Raw genomic sequence first — 13,830 nt, 5'->3', positions numbered from 1 at the left:
ACTGAGCCATGCCAAGCACTCTTCCTGATGGCGAGCCTGCTCCGGAAGACGGTTTACTCCCGGAGCAGGTGTTAGCCGGGGTAGCGGAGCGGGGCTTTGGCCTCTATGCGCACATACCGTTCTGCGCTGTGCGTTGCGGGTATTGCGATTTCAATACTTACACCGCGATCGAGCTTGGCGGCGGCGCCTCTCAAGCGGCCTATTCCGGCACGGCAATTAGTGAAATTGAGTTTGCTGCTCGGGCAATGGATAAATCTGGGTTGCCAGCACGCAAACTGAGCACGGTCTTTTTCGGTGGCGGTACCCCAACGCTACTGCCGGCCGCTGATTTGGCCGCGATGCTTCGCGCCGCCGTCGGGCGCTGGGGGCTGATGCCAGGAGCTGAAGTAACCACAGAAGCTAATCCGGATTCGGTCACGCGGGAGTCGTTACAGGAGTTAGCCCAGGCAGGATTCACTAGGGTGTCCTTTGGCATGCAGTCGGCAGTTCCGAAGGTTCTGAAAGTCCTGGATCGCACGCATCGTCCGGAGCGGGTTTCGCAAGCTGTTGCTTGGGCACGCGAAGCCGGCTTGAAAGTAAGCATCGATCTGATTTATGGCACACCGGGAGAGTCGCTTGAAGATTGGCGCAGCTCCGTGGAGGCCGCGCTGAGTTATCAGCCCGACCACATTTCGGCTTATGCGCTCATTATTGAAGACGGCACCAAGCTGGCGGCCCAGATTCGTCGCGGTGAAGTGCCAATGATTGATGATGACGATCACGCGGACAAATACGCGCTTGCTGACGAGCTTCTGGTTGCGGCAGGACTGCACTGGTATGAAGTCAGCAACTGGGCCCGCACTCCTGAAGACGCCTGCCAACATAATCTTGCTTATTGGCGTGGCGACGATTGGTGGGGCATCGGTCCAGGGGCACATTCACATATCGGCGGCGTCCGTTGGTGGAATGTGAAACATCCGATTGCTTATGCACAACGTCTGCAAACCGAAGTATCCCCGGCCGCCGGCCGCGAAATCTTGGATAGCTCCACGCGAGAACTAGAGCGCATTATGTTGGCAACCAGACTGGCCGATGGTGTTTCAGTATCGTCACTAGCTGAATCAGGACGGCGAGCTGTTGCGGGGTTGATTGCGCGAGAGCGGGTGGAACCCGCGGCGGCCTTTGCCGGTGTGCTGAGACTTACCTTGCAGGGCCGGTTTATGGCAGATGCCGTGGTGCGGGAGATTCTGCCTGACTAAGCAGTGATGGTGCTGTCTTCTAGTGAAGCGGTTTTCTAGTGAATCAGCCGTAAATTTACCGGGTAGCGATAAGGATTTTCCCGGTTGACGTGAATGGCTGCGATAACTGAGAACACCGTTAAAAAGACCCAGATTAGAACGGCAAGGATCGTGAATACGCTCCCGGCTACCGGAAGCATAAGCGCAAGTACATTGGCCAAAGCCGCCAAGATCGTTGGTGGCAAAGTGAAGTTAAGCGCCTCTTTTGACTCTTGAGCAGTGAACGGACCGCGGTCTCGGAAAATCAAATAAATAACAAGAGACGGGATGAACCCAAGAATTCCACCGCAATGCGCCAGAAAGGCAAACTGCCGTTCCTCGCTTGCGGTCAAGGGCAATGCATCAGGCGAAACAGCCTGGAACTGCTGAGTCCGACGCTCTGGCTGTCTTGGAAAGTTTTGGTCGTCCCCGCCCGGAAAAGTCACAGTTCCTATCCTCGTTCGCTGATTGGTTCTGGATTAGCCAGAACGATTTACTCTTGCTCTCAGGATACGTCAGCTGTCAGGAAATCTATGACTTCTTCGACTCGCGCTAATAAAGTCGGCTCCAAATCGGCGTAGCTATGGACTTGCGCCAATAGTTTTTGCCAACCGCGGGCAATATCGACGTGGTCAGCATGCGGCCAACCAAAAGCAGTCAAAATCCCCACTTTCCATTCAACCGAGCGGGAGATCACTGGCCAAGCCTCAATGCCCAAAGTCTGGGGCTTTATCGCTTGCCAAACATCAACATAGGGATGCCCAACGATCAAAACATTGCCCTGCGCCCCCGGTAGTTGGAGTGTCTGGGCGGCAATCCGGGATTCTTTGGAGTGCGGAACCAGATGGTCCACCAAAACGCCTAAACGTCGCTCTGGGCCAGGTTGAAAGTCCGAAACTGCTGCGGCTAGATCGTCGATGCCACCGAGCGGTTCGACGACGATGCCTTCGACCCGTAGATCGTCTCCCCAAACCTTCTCAACAAGTTCGGCGTCGTGTTTTCCTTCGACCCAAATGCGGCTCGCACGAGCCACCCGAGCCTTAGTGCCAGTGAGTTTTACCGAACCAGAAGCAGTGCGCTGCGGGGCTACTACTTCAGCTTTGACCGGAGCAATCGCTTCCACCGGAGCGCCGTCGAAGAGGAAACCGGAACCCAGCTGAAATGATTTTGACTTACCGCGTCGATCCTCCAGCACCATAATGTGCATGCCGCCGGACTTCTCTACTCGAATCACGGCGCCGACCCAGCCGGAGCTGACATCCTCGAACACCGAACCCAGCTGCGCTTGAACCTTAGGCAGTTCTCGGCGCTGATTTCGGCCGCCTGCTGCCATGTCTTGCGGTCCCCATTGGGCATAATCGAAGGAAGAAGTCACTGGCCAAGTTTGCCCTATTGCGCGGAGAGCGTACGGACTGACACGCCTGGACGCAGGCTCCGAAGGAAAGTATTAGACTTAGCACTTGGGCAAGCCGAGTGCTAAGTCTGGGGCTTAGATTCTTCAGACACTCGGGATGAGCCAGAGTAGGCGACGTAAGGAAGGCGGGTGGGTCCGATGAGCGATGTTCGAAAGCTCGAAGTGCTTCGGGCCATCGTTGAAGATTACGTTCACTCTCGTGAACCAGCCGGTTCGAAGGCGTTAGTTGACCGCCACCACCTTGGCGTTTCTAGTGCACCATTCGTAATGACATGGCCGCTTTAGAAGAAGAGGGTTTGATTACGGCCCCGCACACCTCCGCTGGCCGGATTCCGACTGATAAGGGTTATCGGATATTTGTCGACCTGATTACTGAGGTCAAGCCGCTTTCCGCCGCTGAGGAGCGAGCTATTCAAAATGTGTTGACAGGTTCCACCGACCTTGACGATGTCTTAGAGCGCACGGTTCGGACGTTAGCGCAGCTGACTAACCAAGTCGCCGTCGTTCAATACCCGACGTCCTCGGGTGCAACGGTCCGTCATGTGGAGTTTGTCGCCTTGGCGCCGTACCAGGTGCTTGTGGTGCTAATTCTGGACAATGGAAAAGTAGAGCAGAGCGTTTTCGACGTCGGGCAACAGATTGGTGCAGAAGAGCTGATCACCTTGCGCAATCAGTTCCTACCAGCAGCAGTTGGTACGTCCGTCAGCAAGTTACCCATAGCCCTCGAGGCCGCTTTGAATCAAGTTCCTCTTGGGCTCGAGAGCTCCGGCCAAACCTTATCGCGAGGACTCAAGGCCTTGGCGGCTGCGGCGAAAGAGGAACGTTTTATGGTGGCCGGCACGGCGAATCTTTCCCGGTCAAATGTCGACTTCCCGCTGAGTATCGGCCCGGTGCTTGATGCTCTGGAGGAACAAGTTGTCATGCTCCGGTTGTTATCAGAAATGGCGCAAGACGCTCGCGGCGTGGCGGTAAGCATTGGGCGAGAGAATCCGCACGATTCGTTGGCAGAAGCCTCTGTGGTGGCAACTAGCTATGGTCCTGACGCCACCGCGAAGTTGGGTGTGCTCGGACCAATCCGAATGGACTACCCGAACACTATGTCGTCGGTGCACGCCGTCGCACGTTATTTATCACGAATTCTTGCTGGCTAAGTATTTCGCCTTGGCTAGCTGACCAAAGATTACCGAAAGAGAAAGAGCAACGTTGAGCAACCATTACGAGGTTTTGGGAGTCTCCCGCGACGCGACTGGCGAGGAGATCAAAAAGGCCTACCGGAAACTCGCCCGCCAATATCACCCGGACGTTTACGACGGTGATGACGCTGAAGAGAAATTCAAAAACGTCTCGCACGCTTATGAGGTGCTCTCAGACCCACAAAAGCGTCAAGTTTATGACACCACCGGAAACGAAAATGGTACCCAAAGCGGCGGCTCAGGCTTTTCCGGACCAGGGTTCGCCTTTCAAGACATTTTTGAAACATTCTTTGGCGGTCAAGGTGGCGGTCAAGGGCCGATTCCACGTACCCGGCGCGGCCAAGACGCATTGATTTCGGTTCGTATTGATCTGCGTGATGCAGTATTTGGCGTCAACAAGAAGATCGAAGTTGAGACCGCAGTTATTTGTCCCACTTGTAATGGTTCCTGTTGCCGCGAAGGCACCTCTGTGCAGACGTGCGATATCTGTGCCGGACACGGACAGGTCCAGCGCCCAGTTCGCTCGATCCTTGGCCAGGTGATGACCGTGGCCACCTGTAGCAACTGCCAGGGTCATGGAACCGTCATTCCAGATCCGTGCAATGAATGTATGGGGGAGGGTCGGGTCCGCTCACGTCGCTCGCTGACGATTAAAGTACCCGCCGGTGTGGACACCGGAACCAGGATCCAATTAGGCGGACAAGGTGAAGCTGGCCCTGCTGGTGGACCCTCAGGCGACTTATTCGTCGAAATGCGAGTCAACCGCGACGCTAAGTTTGATCGCGAAGGTGACGATTTGCACGCGATCGTGTCAGTTCCGATGACCGCGGCCGCGTTGGGCACTGACCTGAGCGTCGATACCTTTGATGGCGTTCAGCCGTTGAACGTGAAGCCGGGAACACAATCGGGCGAGGTCCTTACCCTTCGAGGCCTGGGCGTCACGCATTTACGTGGTCAAGGTCGTGGAGATCTGCGCATTCAACTCAATGTTGAAACACCTACCAAAGTTGATCCGGCTCAAGAAGAATTGCTTAAACAGCTTGCTGCGCTTCGGGGTGAGGAATTCACCGAAGGGAAACTGGTGTCCTCAGGCGGAATGTTCGCGAAGTTACGCGACAAACTAGGCCACCTCTGATCAGCAATGACTAATCCGGTCTTCTTTGCCGATGCGGCTTCAATCGCAGATTTAGAGCCCGGTGACGATTTTGAGTTGGCGGGAGATGAAGGTCATCATGCCGCAACGGTGAAGCGAATTGCGGTCGATGAACACCTCGACATCGTGGATGGTGTTGGTTTGCGTTTGAACTGCATCGTTTTGCAAACTGCGCCGGGCACATTGACGGTCCGTGTCCAGTCCCGTTTAGCAGAGCCTGCTCCGCAACCGCGGTTGGTGCTTGTGCAAGCGCTAGCGAAAGACGGACGAGACGAACTTGCGATCGAAACCGCTACAGAGCTGGGCGTGGATGCTGTTATTCCTTGGCAGGCAGATCGTTCTATCGTTCGTTGGCGGCCTGAGCGAGTCGAGAAATCGATGGCTAAATGGGCCAAGACAATCCAGGCCGCAACAAAACAAGCGCGCCGGGCAAGAACTCCGCTGCTCTTAGACCCAGTGGACAGTCCGGGGCTGGTAAAGCGCATTGCCTTGCTGCCAAAAAGTAGAATGCTGGTTTTGCATGAAGAGGCAACAACTGATTTATTGCAGCTAGTTGATCAGTACAAGGACGTTGAGGAGCTCTTGCTTGTCGTTGGGCCCGAGGGCGGAATGAGCGACCGAGAGTTGGAACTTTTCAGCTCAGCAGGCTCTGAAAAACTACGGCTAGGCCCACATGTGCTTCGATCATCTACCGCAGGTCCGGCCGCCGTCGTGCTGCTAAGCGAAGCCTTGGGTCGCTGGCGAGTGACGCTAAGCTAAGGCAACTTTCGCCCGGGCTATTTATTTGACTGTAAAAATCTTGCTGTCCGAATATTGTTGCTTATCAGGCTTACTCGGATCGATTGAGAAGATGGTTAGCCGGTAGTTCCCTGGCGGAGGATTCAAGGTGAAGGCAAAATTTCCGGCCTGGCTGTTTGCCGTCAAAGGGGTACTCCCGTTTTGATAAGGAGTCTCACGCTTATCTGCATCGATCGTTGCTAATGTCCAGCGCAAGGTGCCTTCAGAGGTGAGGCCGCGCCCGGTTACATTGACTGGGCTCGCGTTAAAAGCGGTGTTTTGTTGCGGGTCAATGATCCAAATTGGCGCTTGAACACTGGCGTCCCTGCTGAGCGGACGGTCTAGCTTGACCTGGTCAAATGCGCTGAAATCAGTATGTCCGTCCACCAACACGGTGACTTGGATACTCTGGCCCGAATCTACCAAACCCGAGTTCGCTGCCGCAGCAGTCGCGGTATAAACCAACTGTTGAAGAGCCAATTGCGCTGTGGCGTTTTCCAATTTTTTCGCGAAGGCATCAGCCGAAATATCCACCGTAATGGTCTTTCCGCCTGACAACGAAGCGCTTATTTTGCTTGCCTTAGACCAGGGTGTTGAATAGTCCGAATCCAGCGGAGCGGACTTGGTCATCAGTTCGAGGGCGGTTTCGATGGGGTCGTCACCGGTGTCGAGCGGCAGAAACTCTCGGTAAAGATAAGACTTGTCCGCATTTTTTCCGAGCCAGTAGACCGGCACCTTAGCGCTCGACTGCGACGCTTCAAGTGGCGCGGCTGCTACGGCACTGTTATCGGTATTGGAATTGAGCGGCAAATTACTGGCCGGGGTGGTTTGCGTACCGCCTGAGCAAGCGCTGACACCCAGCACAATAGCGATGGCAATAAGCCACCCCCATCGAGCGCGATGTTTCGCGACGTTCCGGCTAGCGTTGCTAATCTTTCTTCCTCACCTCAACCAATAGAAAATGCCCCTCCTGCTTCGGCAATGTAGCTGCCGGAGATTGCTCCTGGATGAAGGCACTTATGACAGCTTGGCACAGTCACATAGTGCGCTTCGACAAAATTTTCGGGCTAAGGCCAACTGCAACCGGATCGAAATAAAGCTGAGACCAGACCGAGATACAGCTTCAAGGAAGTTGTTACCCGGTTCACAGCCTAAGATAAGAGATACTTGGTTTGGCATCGATTGTGGTACCGCGCTAAGTGTATCGATGTTGGTACTGTCAATTTGGAAGCGAGATTGAAGGCCTGCTGGCCTAGACCATGAGTGAAGCTAATTCCTTCCCGCGCACCATAGCGGGAGTGCGTACGGAAACTATTACCTTTGATTCGCCTGGACAAATGGTTGCCTCCCTGGGCAGCCAGGACCAGGCTTTGCGTGCTATCGAATCAACCTTCCCGGGATTTGATTTTCATGCCCGTGGAAACGAACTGACCATTTCAGGGCCCGAAGCGGACGTGCCCCGAATCGTTCGACTTTTCGATGAGATCAGGGCATTAGTTAACCGGCAATCATTGATTACCCCGGCTGTCATTGAGCAGCTAGTTTCGATGCTGCATTCGCAGTCGGTGGCAAGTCCTGTTGATGTGCTGACGCAAAACATTCTGACCAGCCGCGGCCGCACTATTCGACCGAAAACCTTGAATCAGAAAAGCTATGTGGACGCGATTGACGCGAACACGATTGTCTTTGGCATTGGTCCGGCGGGTACCGGCAAGACTTATCTTGCGATGGCTAAGGCAGTTCAGGCCTTGCAGCAGAAGGAAGTAAGCCGGATTATTCTGACCCGCCCAGCGGTAGAAGCTGGCGAACGTCTAGGTTTCATTACCCGGTACATTAAGCGACAAAATTGATCCCTATCTGCGCCCGCTCTACGATGCGCTGCACGACATGATTGACCCTGAAACCATCCCCAAGCTGATGGCTGCAGGAACTATTGAAGTGGCTCCGCTGGCCTATATGCGCGGACGGACGCTCAACGATGCATTCATCATCTTGGATGAAGCGCAAAACACTACCGCTGAGCAAATGAAGATGTTTCTTACTCGTTTGGGCTTCGGTTCCAAGATGGTCGTTACCGGAGATATCACCCAGGTAGATCTGCCTGGTGGTGTGCGGTCCGGATTGCGAATTGTCGCTGGAATTCTAGAGGGAATCGACGGGATTCACTTTTCTCGACTAGAAGCAGCTGACGTGGTTCGACATCGTTTGGTGGCCGATATTGTTTCGGCCTATGCGACGTGGACTGATGCTCAAGAGAGCAGTTCTGCCGCCAAAAATGCGGGCAATATGAAAGCGAGCGGACAACATGAGCGTTGAAGTCAACAACGAATCCGGCGTCGAATTGCCCGAGGCTGAGCTAGTAAGGCTGTCGAGATTCGTCTTCGAAAAGCTGTACCTGCACCCGCAAACGGAATTGTCCATTATTCTTGCGGACCGGGAAGCAATGGAAAAACTGCATGTTGAGTGGATGTACGAACCTGGCGCGACCGACGTTTTATCCTTCCCTATGGACGAGCTAAGGCCCGGTACGGTCTCACGACCAGCTCCGGCTGGGTTATTGGGAGACATTGTTATTTGCCCGCAAGTTGCGCAGGAGCAAGCTCAGGCAGGTGGTCATAGCGTAGAAGACGAGCTTTTGTTGTTGACGACGCACGGCTTACTACACCTGCTTGGTTACGATCATGAAGATCCAGAAGAAAAAGCTGAAATGTTCGGACTGCAACGTGAATTGCTGACGTCATTCCTTGGGCGTGACGCCCCAGCGGAGACTACCGCGTGATCACAGCTGTACTGCTAGTCATGGCGCTGGTTTTTGTTGCAATTGCTGGCTTTATTACGATGGCGGAAGCTGCCTTGAGCTTCTTGCCAAGGAACGTTGCTGATTCGATTCAGGACGAAAGAGATCCAGGGGTACGGCAACGGCAGACTGCCTTGCGTTCGGTTCTGGATAAGTTGATAGATCACCAAAATGCGCTTCGATTTTGGCGCATCTGGTTTGAAACTGCCGCAGCGGTGGCGGTTGCGATGCTTTTCTTGAACTTGATCGACAATCTCTGGTTAGCCGGACTTTTGGCTACCGTGGTGATGGCTGGCATTGGATTAGTCTTGGTGGGCGTCTCGCCGCGACAAATTGGTCGCCTTCATCCTGTTGAGGTTTTGCGGGCAACAGCCTGGATGGTGCGATTTCTTTGCTGGATCCTTGGCCTAATTCCGCGGTGGCTTGTCGCGTTGGGCAGTGCGGTGGCTCCTGGTGCACCGCGCCAGGAAAATGCTTTCGTCAGTGAAGAGGAATTTCGCGAATTCGTCGACCGCGCTAGCGAATCAGACATGATCGAAGACGATGAAGTCGATTTCATTCAGGGCGTTTTCGATCTCGATGAAACTTTGGTTCGTGCTGTTATGGTTCCGCGCACCGATATTGTCAGCATTGAGCGCGGGTCCAGCCTCAAACAAGCGCTAGCCCTCTTCATTAGGTCTGGGTATTCACGGGTGCCGGTAATTGGCGATGATGCAGACCAGGTGCTGGGAGTTCTGTACCTCAAAGATGTTGTTGCCACTCAGCAGCGTTTGGCTGACGGCGAGCAAGGCCCCAGGGTTGAATCGCTGAGCCGTGAGGTCCGGTATGTGCCTGAATCCAAACAGGTAGGCGAACTACTAAAGGAGCTACAAAAAGAGTCCACGCACGTCGCAATTGTGATCGATGAATATGGTGGAACCGCGGGCTTAGTGACTTTGGAAGATCTCATTGAAGAGATTGTCGGCGAAATTGTTGACGAGTACGATGCTGAGGATTCTGAAGTCGAAGAGATCGGTCCGAACAGCTATCGAGTGAGTGCCCAAATGAATATTGAAGATTTGGGTGAATTGTTCGGCATTGATCTTGATGACGATGAGGTAGATACGGTCGGCGGTCTGCTGGCCAAACGACTCGGTCGGGTACCTATTGTGGGAAGCCGGATTGAGATTGATGGGCTTGATTTATTGGCTGATCGGCTTGAAGGCCGCAGAAATCGGGTTAGCCATGTGATTGTCAGCCGGGCTGAACCGGTTCAGACTGAGAATGAATGACATGCAGCACCAAGATTGCCATGAGATGAAATTAACAGGGAGCAAAATTATGGACGCCAACCAAGACTACCGGGCAGGATTCGCGGTTCTAGCCGGGCGCCCAAACGCAGGCAAGTCAACTTTAACTAACGCCCTCGTTGGCCAGAAGGTCGCGATTACCTCCGCGAAGCCACAGACGACTCGGCACACTATTCGAGGCATCGTGCACCGCGACGAGTATCAGCTCATCCTGGTTGATACGCCAGGATTGCACCGGCCCAGAACCTTATTGGGGCAACGCCTGAATGATTTGGTAGCGGGCACGTTATCCGAGGTCGATGTCATCGGATTCTGTCTTCCCGCCAACGAAAAGATCGGGCCTGGGGACCGATTCATCGCCGCGCAATTGGCCGATCTGCGCGGTAAACCGATTATCGCGTTGGTGACCAAAACTGACACGGTCAGCAAGGAGCAGCTGGCGCACCAACTGCTGGCCGTCAGCGAGCTGGGTCAGCAGGTTTTGGGCGAAAAGGGCTTTGCCGACGTCGTACCAGTCTCAGCAGTCAAAGATCACCAAGTTGATGTTGTGGCCAAAGTTTTGGCTTCGCATTTACCAGTATCGCCGGCGCTTTACCCCGATGGTGAGCTTACCGATGAGCCCGAGGCGATCATGGTCGCCGAGCTGGTCCGCGAAGCGGCCCTGGAAGGTGTCCGCGATGAGATGCCTCACTCATTAGCCGTCGTGGTTGACGAAATCATTCCGCGAGAGGGACGCAGTGCAGAAAACCCGCTGCTGGATGTTCGGGTAAATCTTTATGTAGAACGTCCTTCTCAGAAGGCGATCATCATTGGCAAAGGGGGAGCTAGGTTGCGTGACGTGGGCACTAAGGCCCGATTAGGCATCGAAGCGCTTCTGGGCACCAGAGTTTACTTAGACCTACATGTCAAAGTAGCTAAAGATTGGCAGCGAGATCCCAAACAGTTGGTCAAGCTGGGTTTCTAAGCTCTACGAAAGTTCACAGTGTCGGTGATAACTGCTCTCATTTGCACAGCGATTTCTCAGTGCGAATTAGCAGGATTTTGCTATTGATTTAGCTGGATTCGGGTATAATAGTTAGGTCATGTACCCCACGAATAGAGTTCTGTATGAGTCGTCGCCGAGCTGACGGAGGCAATGGCCCCTCGATAAAGCGCCCCTCTGATCGTGCCAGAGAAGACCCAGATCTGAATCCTCGGCACTTGCGTTCTCGGCGGTCAGCACCGCTCTGGCTAAAGCTGTCGGCGGCCCTCGTGAGCGTAGTTTTGGTGGCAGGTATTGGCATTGGTGCGGTGTTGTTTCTCAAACTGCAAGGCAATGTGAAGGTCCAAGACCTTAATGCTGGCCTTGATGGAACCACGGCGCCGATTGCCGATGATAATCATGACGCAATTCAGGTGCTCATCATGGGCACCGATACCCGCTCCGGCAAGGATGCAAGCTACGGCAGCGAGCAAGATTCCGCAGGGTACGGCAATTCAGATGTCATGATGCTGATGAATATCTCAGCTGATCGCCAGCGCGTTTCTATGGTGAGTTTCCCGCGCGATCTGATGGTGCCATTTCCTGGTTGCAAGGATCCGAAGACCGGTAAAGTTTTTGCTGCGGAGCCGGTGATTCAGCTCAATTCCGCGCTAAGCATGGCCGGGCCAGGTTGCACGGTGGAGACCATAAATAAATTTACTCGCCTGACTATCGATCACTTCATGATGGCGGACTTCAACGCGGTAAAAGAACTCACCACCGCGCTTGGCGGAGTGGACGTGTGCGTGAGCTTGCCAGTGGTTGATCCAGCCTCTGGCCTGAACTTGCCGGCCGGAACTTCGAGCATTGCCGGCGATCAAGCTCTAGCATTCTTGCGGACTCGGCATGCGTTTGGTGACGCCAGTGACTTAGCCCGGATTAAGGCGCAACAGGCATTCTTGGCTTCAATGTCACGGAAAATCAAAGCCGAAGGCACGCTGACCAATCTACCCAAGCTCTATCAGATCGCAGACATTGTCACGAGCAATTTGACCGTCGATCCGGGGCTCGCCAGCCCAGCCTCCTTGCTGACGATGGCTGGAAGGTTGAAGGACGTAGACCTTTCGAAAATTGCCTTCGTCACGGTTCCTACCGCAAGCTATATTCCGGATCCGGGTCGAGTGGCGCTCAAGCAACCTGAAGCAAGCCAACTCTTTTCTGCGCTTCGCTCCGATGCTGATCTGACCGCAACACCAACACCGTCTGCTCCGGTTACTAGCGCTCCGCCGGTAGCCCCGGTGACGCCAAACTATAACAAGGCGTACCAGCCCATAACCGTGAGTAATGCCAGCGGATTAGTGACACGGTCGCAAGAAATCCTGCAAAGTTTAGTTTCTGACGGTTATACCAAGTCCCTGATTAGTAACTCAGTAGCTGTACAGCCCGCAACGCAGATACTTTACGGTTCTAACTTCGCTGACGTAGCACAAGACATCGCGGCAAAGTACGGCATTCCGGCGAGCAATCTAGTCTCTGCTCCGGCGTTAGGTGGCGTGCAAATAGTCATTGGTCAGGACTTTAGTTCGGGCCTAACCTTTGGCAATACCCCGCTACCCACCGATGTGCCGATTCAAACAGCGCAACAACCAACGGTTTGCCAGCAAGTCAATGACTTACCACGCTGATCGAGGTCACTTCTGCGCCGCAGCGCCCCTTCCCATCGGCACTAGCGTGCCTAGTCGGGGTCTTGGTAGTAATGGGGACGGAATGAGCGCTAAGCCTCCAGGGTCGCTTTGGCGACGGGGCGCCGTCCGATGCTTGCCTTGTTGAGGTGCCCGTAGATGGTGGAGCGCGGGACTTGGAGGAGGTCGGCGATGCGTTGGACCGTATGGGTTCCCGCGTCGTAGAGCTGCTGGGCGTGTTGGGCCTGGTCGGCGGTGAGCTTCGGGCGTCTTCCTCCTGTTCGCCCGCGGGCGCGGGCGGCGGCGAGCCCGTCGCGGGTGTTGGCGACGATGAGTTCTCGTTGGAGTTCGGCCAGGACGGAGAGCATTCCAAACATCGCACGTCACTTCCGCGGTCGTGGTGTCGATGCCCTGCTCGAGGACACGTAGTCCCACACCACGCTCCCGGAGGGCTGCACCGAGGGTAACCAGGTGGAGCAACGAGCGTCCGAGCCTGTCCAGGCGGGTGATGACCAGCTGGTCGCCGGCGCGGTTGGCCGAGGCGAGGGCCTTGTCGAGCTCGGGCCTGCTGGCCTTGGCACCGCTGGCATGGTCGAGGTAGATGTTTGCCGGGTCGACACCGGCGCGGGCCAGGGCATCCGTTTGGTGGTCAGGGTTTTGGTCGGCGGTGGAGACCCGCGCGTATCCAATCAACATGTGTCGATAATACCGGTGCTGCATGGTTTTACGACGCTGATTTCCGGCACGTGTTTCCGACATGGTTTCCGCAGCGTTTCGCCGATAGGTTCGGGATGTCGACAAATGACTGTTTGTCGACATGCTGCGTCCAGCCGCAGTGTGTCCCGGTTAGCACCCCATCACCGGGCTTTTTCTCGGCAGGGTATACAGGAACCTGATCCCTGCGGAAAGACGCAGTTGTGAAAATTTCAGAAGTCCTCTGCACACGCTCCGGTGAGAGACCGGCTTACGGGCATCGTCTGCTCGGGTGCCGCGCACACCGCTGCGACTTCGGCTGCCTATATGCTTCTGGGTATGTTTATCCTTGAGCCTCCAGAAGCACCATGTGGCATCGTGCTCTTCGGACCGGGTGCGGGAGGCGAGCCAAGGCGGTACATAGGATTGCTCAAGGGCTTTGTCGATGCCGGGTTTGTGGTGCTCGCGCCGACGCATGAACGATTCGATCCGCGCACCGTAACCACGCGTCAACTTCAAGAGCGTGTCGCTGGCCTGAAGGCAGTGCTGTCGGACTACAGCGGCGACAACCTGAATCGCCCCGGTGTGTCCGGAGACTTTCTTGTTTGAGAGGAT

The 13,830-nt window shown here is 54.9% G+C and carries 12 protein-coding genes and 3 pseudogenes; 10 read left to right on the top strand and 5 right to left on the bottom strand.

Features of this window, described 5'->3' with window-relative positions; genetic code table 11:
- Nucleotides 1–8 precede the first annotated feature (8 nt).
- The gene (gene hemW, locus RSAL33209_RS08500) at nt 9–1,238 is read left to right on the top strand and encodes a radical SAM family heme chaperone HemW (RefSeq protein ID WP_012245333.1); all 1,230 of its coding nucleotides are present in this window, start codon (nt 9–11) and stop codon (nt 1,236–1,238) included.
- Between the two features lie 35 nt (nt 1,239–1,273).
- Here the strand turns inward: hemW and RSAL33209_RS08495 are convergent, their stop codons facing one another.
- Nucleotides 1,274–1,702: a DUF4870 domain-containing protein gene (locus tag RSAL33209_RS08495; protein ID WP_012245332.1), complete on the bottom strand. Its 429-nt coding sequence runs from the start codon at nt 1,700–1,702 to the stop codon at nt 1,274–1,276.
- A gap of 59 nt (nt 1,703–1,761) precedes the next feature.
- Nucleotides 1,762–2,589 carry a DUF3097 domain-containing protein gene (locus tag RSAL33209_RS08490; protein WP_041685460.1) on the bottom strand — a complete coding sequence of 276 codons (828 nt, stop codon included), beginning with the start codon at nt 2,587–2,589 and terminating at the stop codon, nt 1,762–1,764.
- A gap of 219 nt (nt 2,590–2,808) precedes the next feature.
- On the opposite strand from RSAL33209_RS08490, the pseudogene hrcA reads away from it, so the two are divergent.
- From hrcA to RSAL33209_RS08475, 3 genes and pseudogenes are all read left to right on the top strand, one after another.
- Nucleotides 2,809–3,821, top strand: a pseudogene (gene hrcA, locus RSAL33209_RS08485) (heat-inducible transcriptional repressor HrcA).
- A 52-nt stretch (nt 3,822–3,873) separates the two neighbouring features.
- Nucleotides 3,874–4,998: a molecular chaperone DnaJ gene (gene dnaJ, locus RSAL33209_RS08480; RefSeq protein ID WP_012245329.1), complete on the top strand. Its 1,125-nt coding sequence runs from the start codon at nt 3,874–3,876 to the stop codon at nt 4,996–4,998.
- Between the two features lie 6 nt (nt 4,999–5,004).
- Nucleotides 5,005–5,775 (top strand): 16S rRNA (uracil(1498)-N(3))-methyltransferase, encoded by a 771-nt coding sequence (locus RSAL33209_RS08475; protein ID WP_012245328.1) that lies wholly within the window; start codon nt 5,005–5,007, stop codon nt 5,773–5,775.
- Nucleotides 5,776–5,796: 21 nt separating this feature from the next.
- Here RSAL33209_RS08475 and RSAL33209_RS08470 read toward each other — a convergent pair whose 3' ends face one another.
- The gene (locus tag RSAL33209_RS08470) at nt 5,797–6,528 is read right to left on the bottom strand and encodes a GerMN domain-containing protein (protein ID WP_158539305.1); all 732 of its coding nucleotides are present in this window, start codon (nt 6,526–6,528) and stop codon (nt 5,797–5,799) included.
- Nucleotides 6,529–7,052: 524 nt separating this feature from the next.
- Between RSAL33209_RS08470 and RSAL33209_RS08465 the strand changes: the two are divergent.
- The 5 genes and pseudogenes from RSAL33209_RS08465 (at nt 7,053) to RSAL33209_RS08445 (ending at nt 12,525) form a co-directional block, all read left to right on the top strand.
- A pseudogene (locus RSAL33209_RS08465) lies at nt 7,053–8,109 on the top strand (PhoH family protein).
- A complete protein-coding gene (gene ybeY, locus RSAL33209_RS08460; RefSeq protein ID WP_012245324.1) occupies nt 8,099–8,572 on the top strand; it encodes an rRNA maturation RNase YbeY in 474 nt (157 codons plus the stop codon). The pseudogene RSAL33209_RS08465 and the gene ybeY overlap by 11 nt, the downstream one beginning before the upstream one ends.
- Entirely contained in the window at nt 8,572–9,861 is a 1,290-nt protein-coding gene (locus RSAL33209_RS08455; protein WP_041685458.1) for a hemolysin family protein, read from the top strand. The genes ybeY and RSAL33209_RS08455 overlap by 1 nt, the downstream gene beginning before the upstream one ends.
- 25 nt (nt 9,862–9,886) lie before the next feature.
- Nucleotides 9,887–10,843, top strand: a complete 957-nt coding sequence (era, locus tag RSAL33209_RS08450) for a GTPase Era (protein WP_049759081.1) — start codon at nt 9,887–9,889, stop codon at nt 10,841–10,843.
- Nucleotides 10,844–11,130: 287 nt separating this feature from the next.
- Complete coding sequence (locus RSAL33209_RS08445) at nt 11,131–12,525, top strand: LCP family protein (protein ID WP_233494158.1); 1,395 nt, start codon at nt 11,131–11,133, stop codon at nt 12,523–12,525.
- An 89-nt stretch (nt 12,526–12,614) separates the two neighbouring features.
- Here RSAL33209_RS08445 and RSAL33209_RS18725 read toward each other — a convergent pair whose 3' ends face one another.
- A complete protein-coding gene (locus RSAL33209_RS18725) occupies nt 12,615–12,899 on the bottom strand; it encodes a helix-turn-helix domain-containing protein (RefSeq protein WP_267895891.1) in 285 nt (94 codons plus the stop codon).
- 70 nt (nt 12,900–12,969) lie between these two features.
- A pseudogene (locus RSAL33209_RS18720) lies at nt 12,970–13,218 on the bottom strand (recombinase family protein); the annotation flags it as partial.
- Between the two features lie 255 nt (nt 13,219–13,473).
- On the opposite strand from RSAL33209_RS18720, the gene RSAL33209_RS08435 reads away from it, so the two are divergent.
- Complete coding sequence (locus tag RSAL33209_RS08435) at nt 13,474–13,824, top strand: alpha/beta hydrolase (protein ID WP_012245319.1); 351 nt, start codon at nt 13,474–13,476, stop codon at nt 13,822–13,824.
- Nucleotides 13,825–13,830: the final 6 nt, after the last annotated feature.

The organism is Renibacterium salmoninarum ATCC 33209, from assembly GCF_000018885.1.
GTDB lineage: Bacteria > Actinomycetota > Actinomycetes > Actinomycetales > Micrococcaceae > Renibacterium > Renibacterium salmoninarum.
This window is presented reverse-complemented; position numbering and strand designations above follow the sequence as displayed.

What these genes read in the sequence shown, in the direction of transcription:
- RSAL33209_RS18725 (WP_267895891.1), bottom strand. Translation starts at nt 12,899, where the DNA reads ATGTTTGGAATGCTCTCCGTCCTGGCCGAACTCCAACGAGAACTCATC.
- ybeY (WP_012245324.1), top strand. Translation starts at nt 8,099, where the DNA reads ATGAGCGTTGAAGTCAACAACGAATCCGGCGTCGAATTGCCCGAGGCT.
- RSAL33209_RS08475 (WP_012245328.1), top strand. Translation starts at nt 5,005, where the DNA reads ATGACTAATCCGGTCTTCTTTGCCGATGCGGCTTCAATCGCAGATTTA.
- RSAL33209_RS08490 (WP_041685460.1), bottom strand. Translation starts at nt 2,589, where the DNA reads ATGGCAGCAGGCGGCCGAAATCAGCGCCGAGAACTGCCTAAGGTTCAA.
- era (WP_049759081.1), top strand. Translation starts at nt 9,887, where the DNA reads ATGAAATTAACAGGGAGCAAAATTATGGACGCCAACCAAGACTACCGG.
- hemW (WP_012245333.1), top strand. Translation starts at nt 9, where the DNA reads ATGCCAAGCACTCTTCCTGATGGCGAGCCTGCTCCGGAAGACGGTTTA.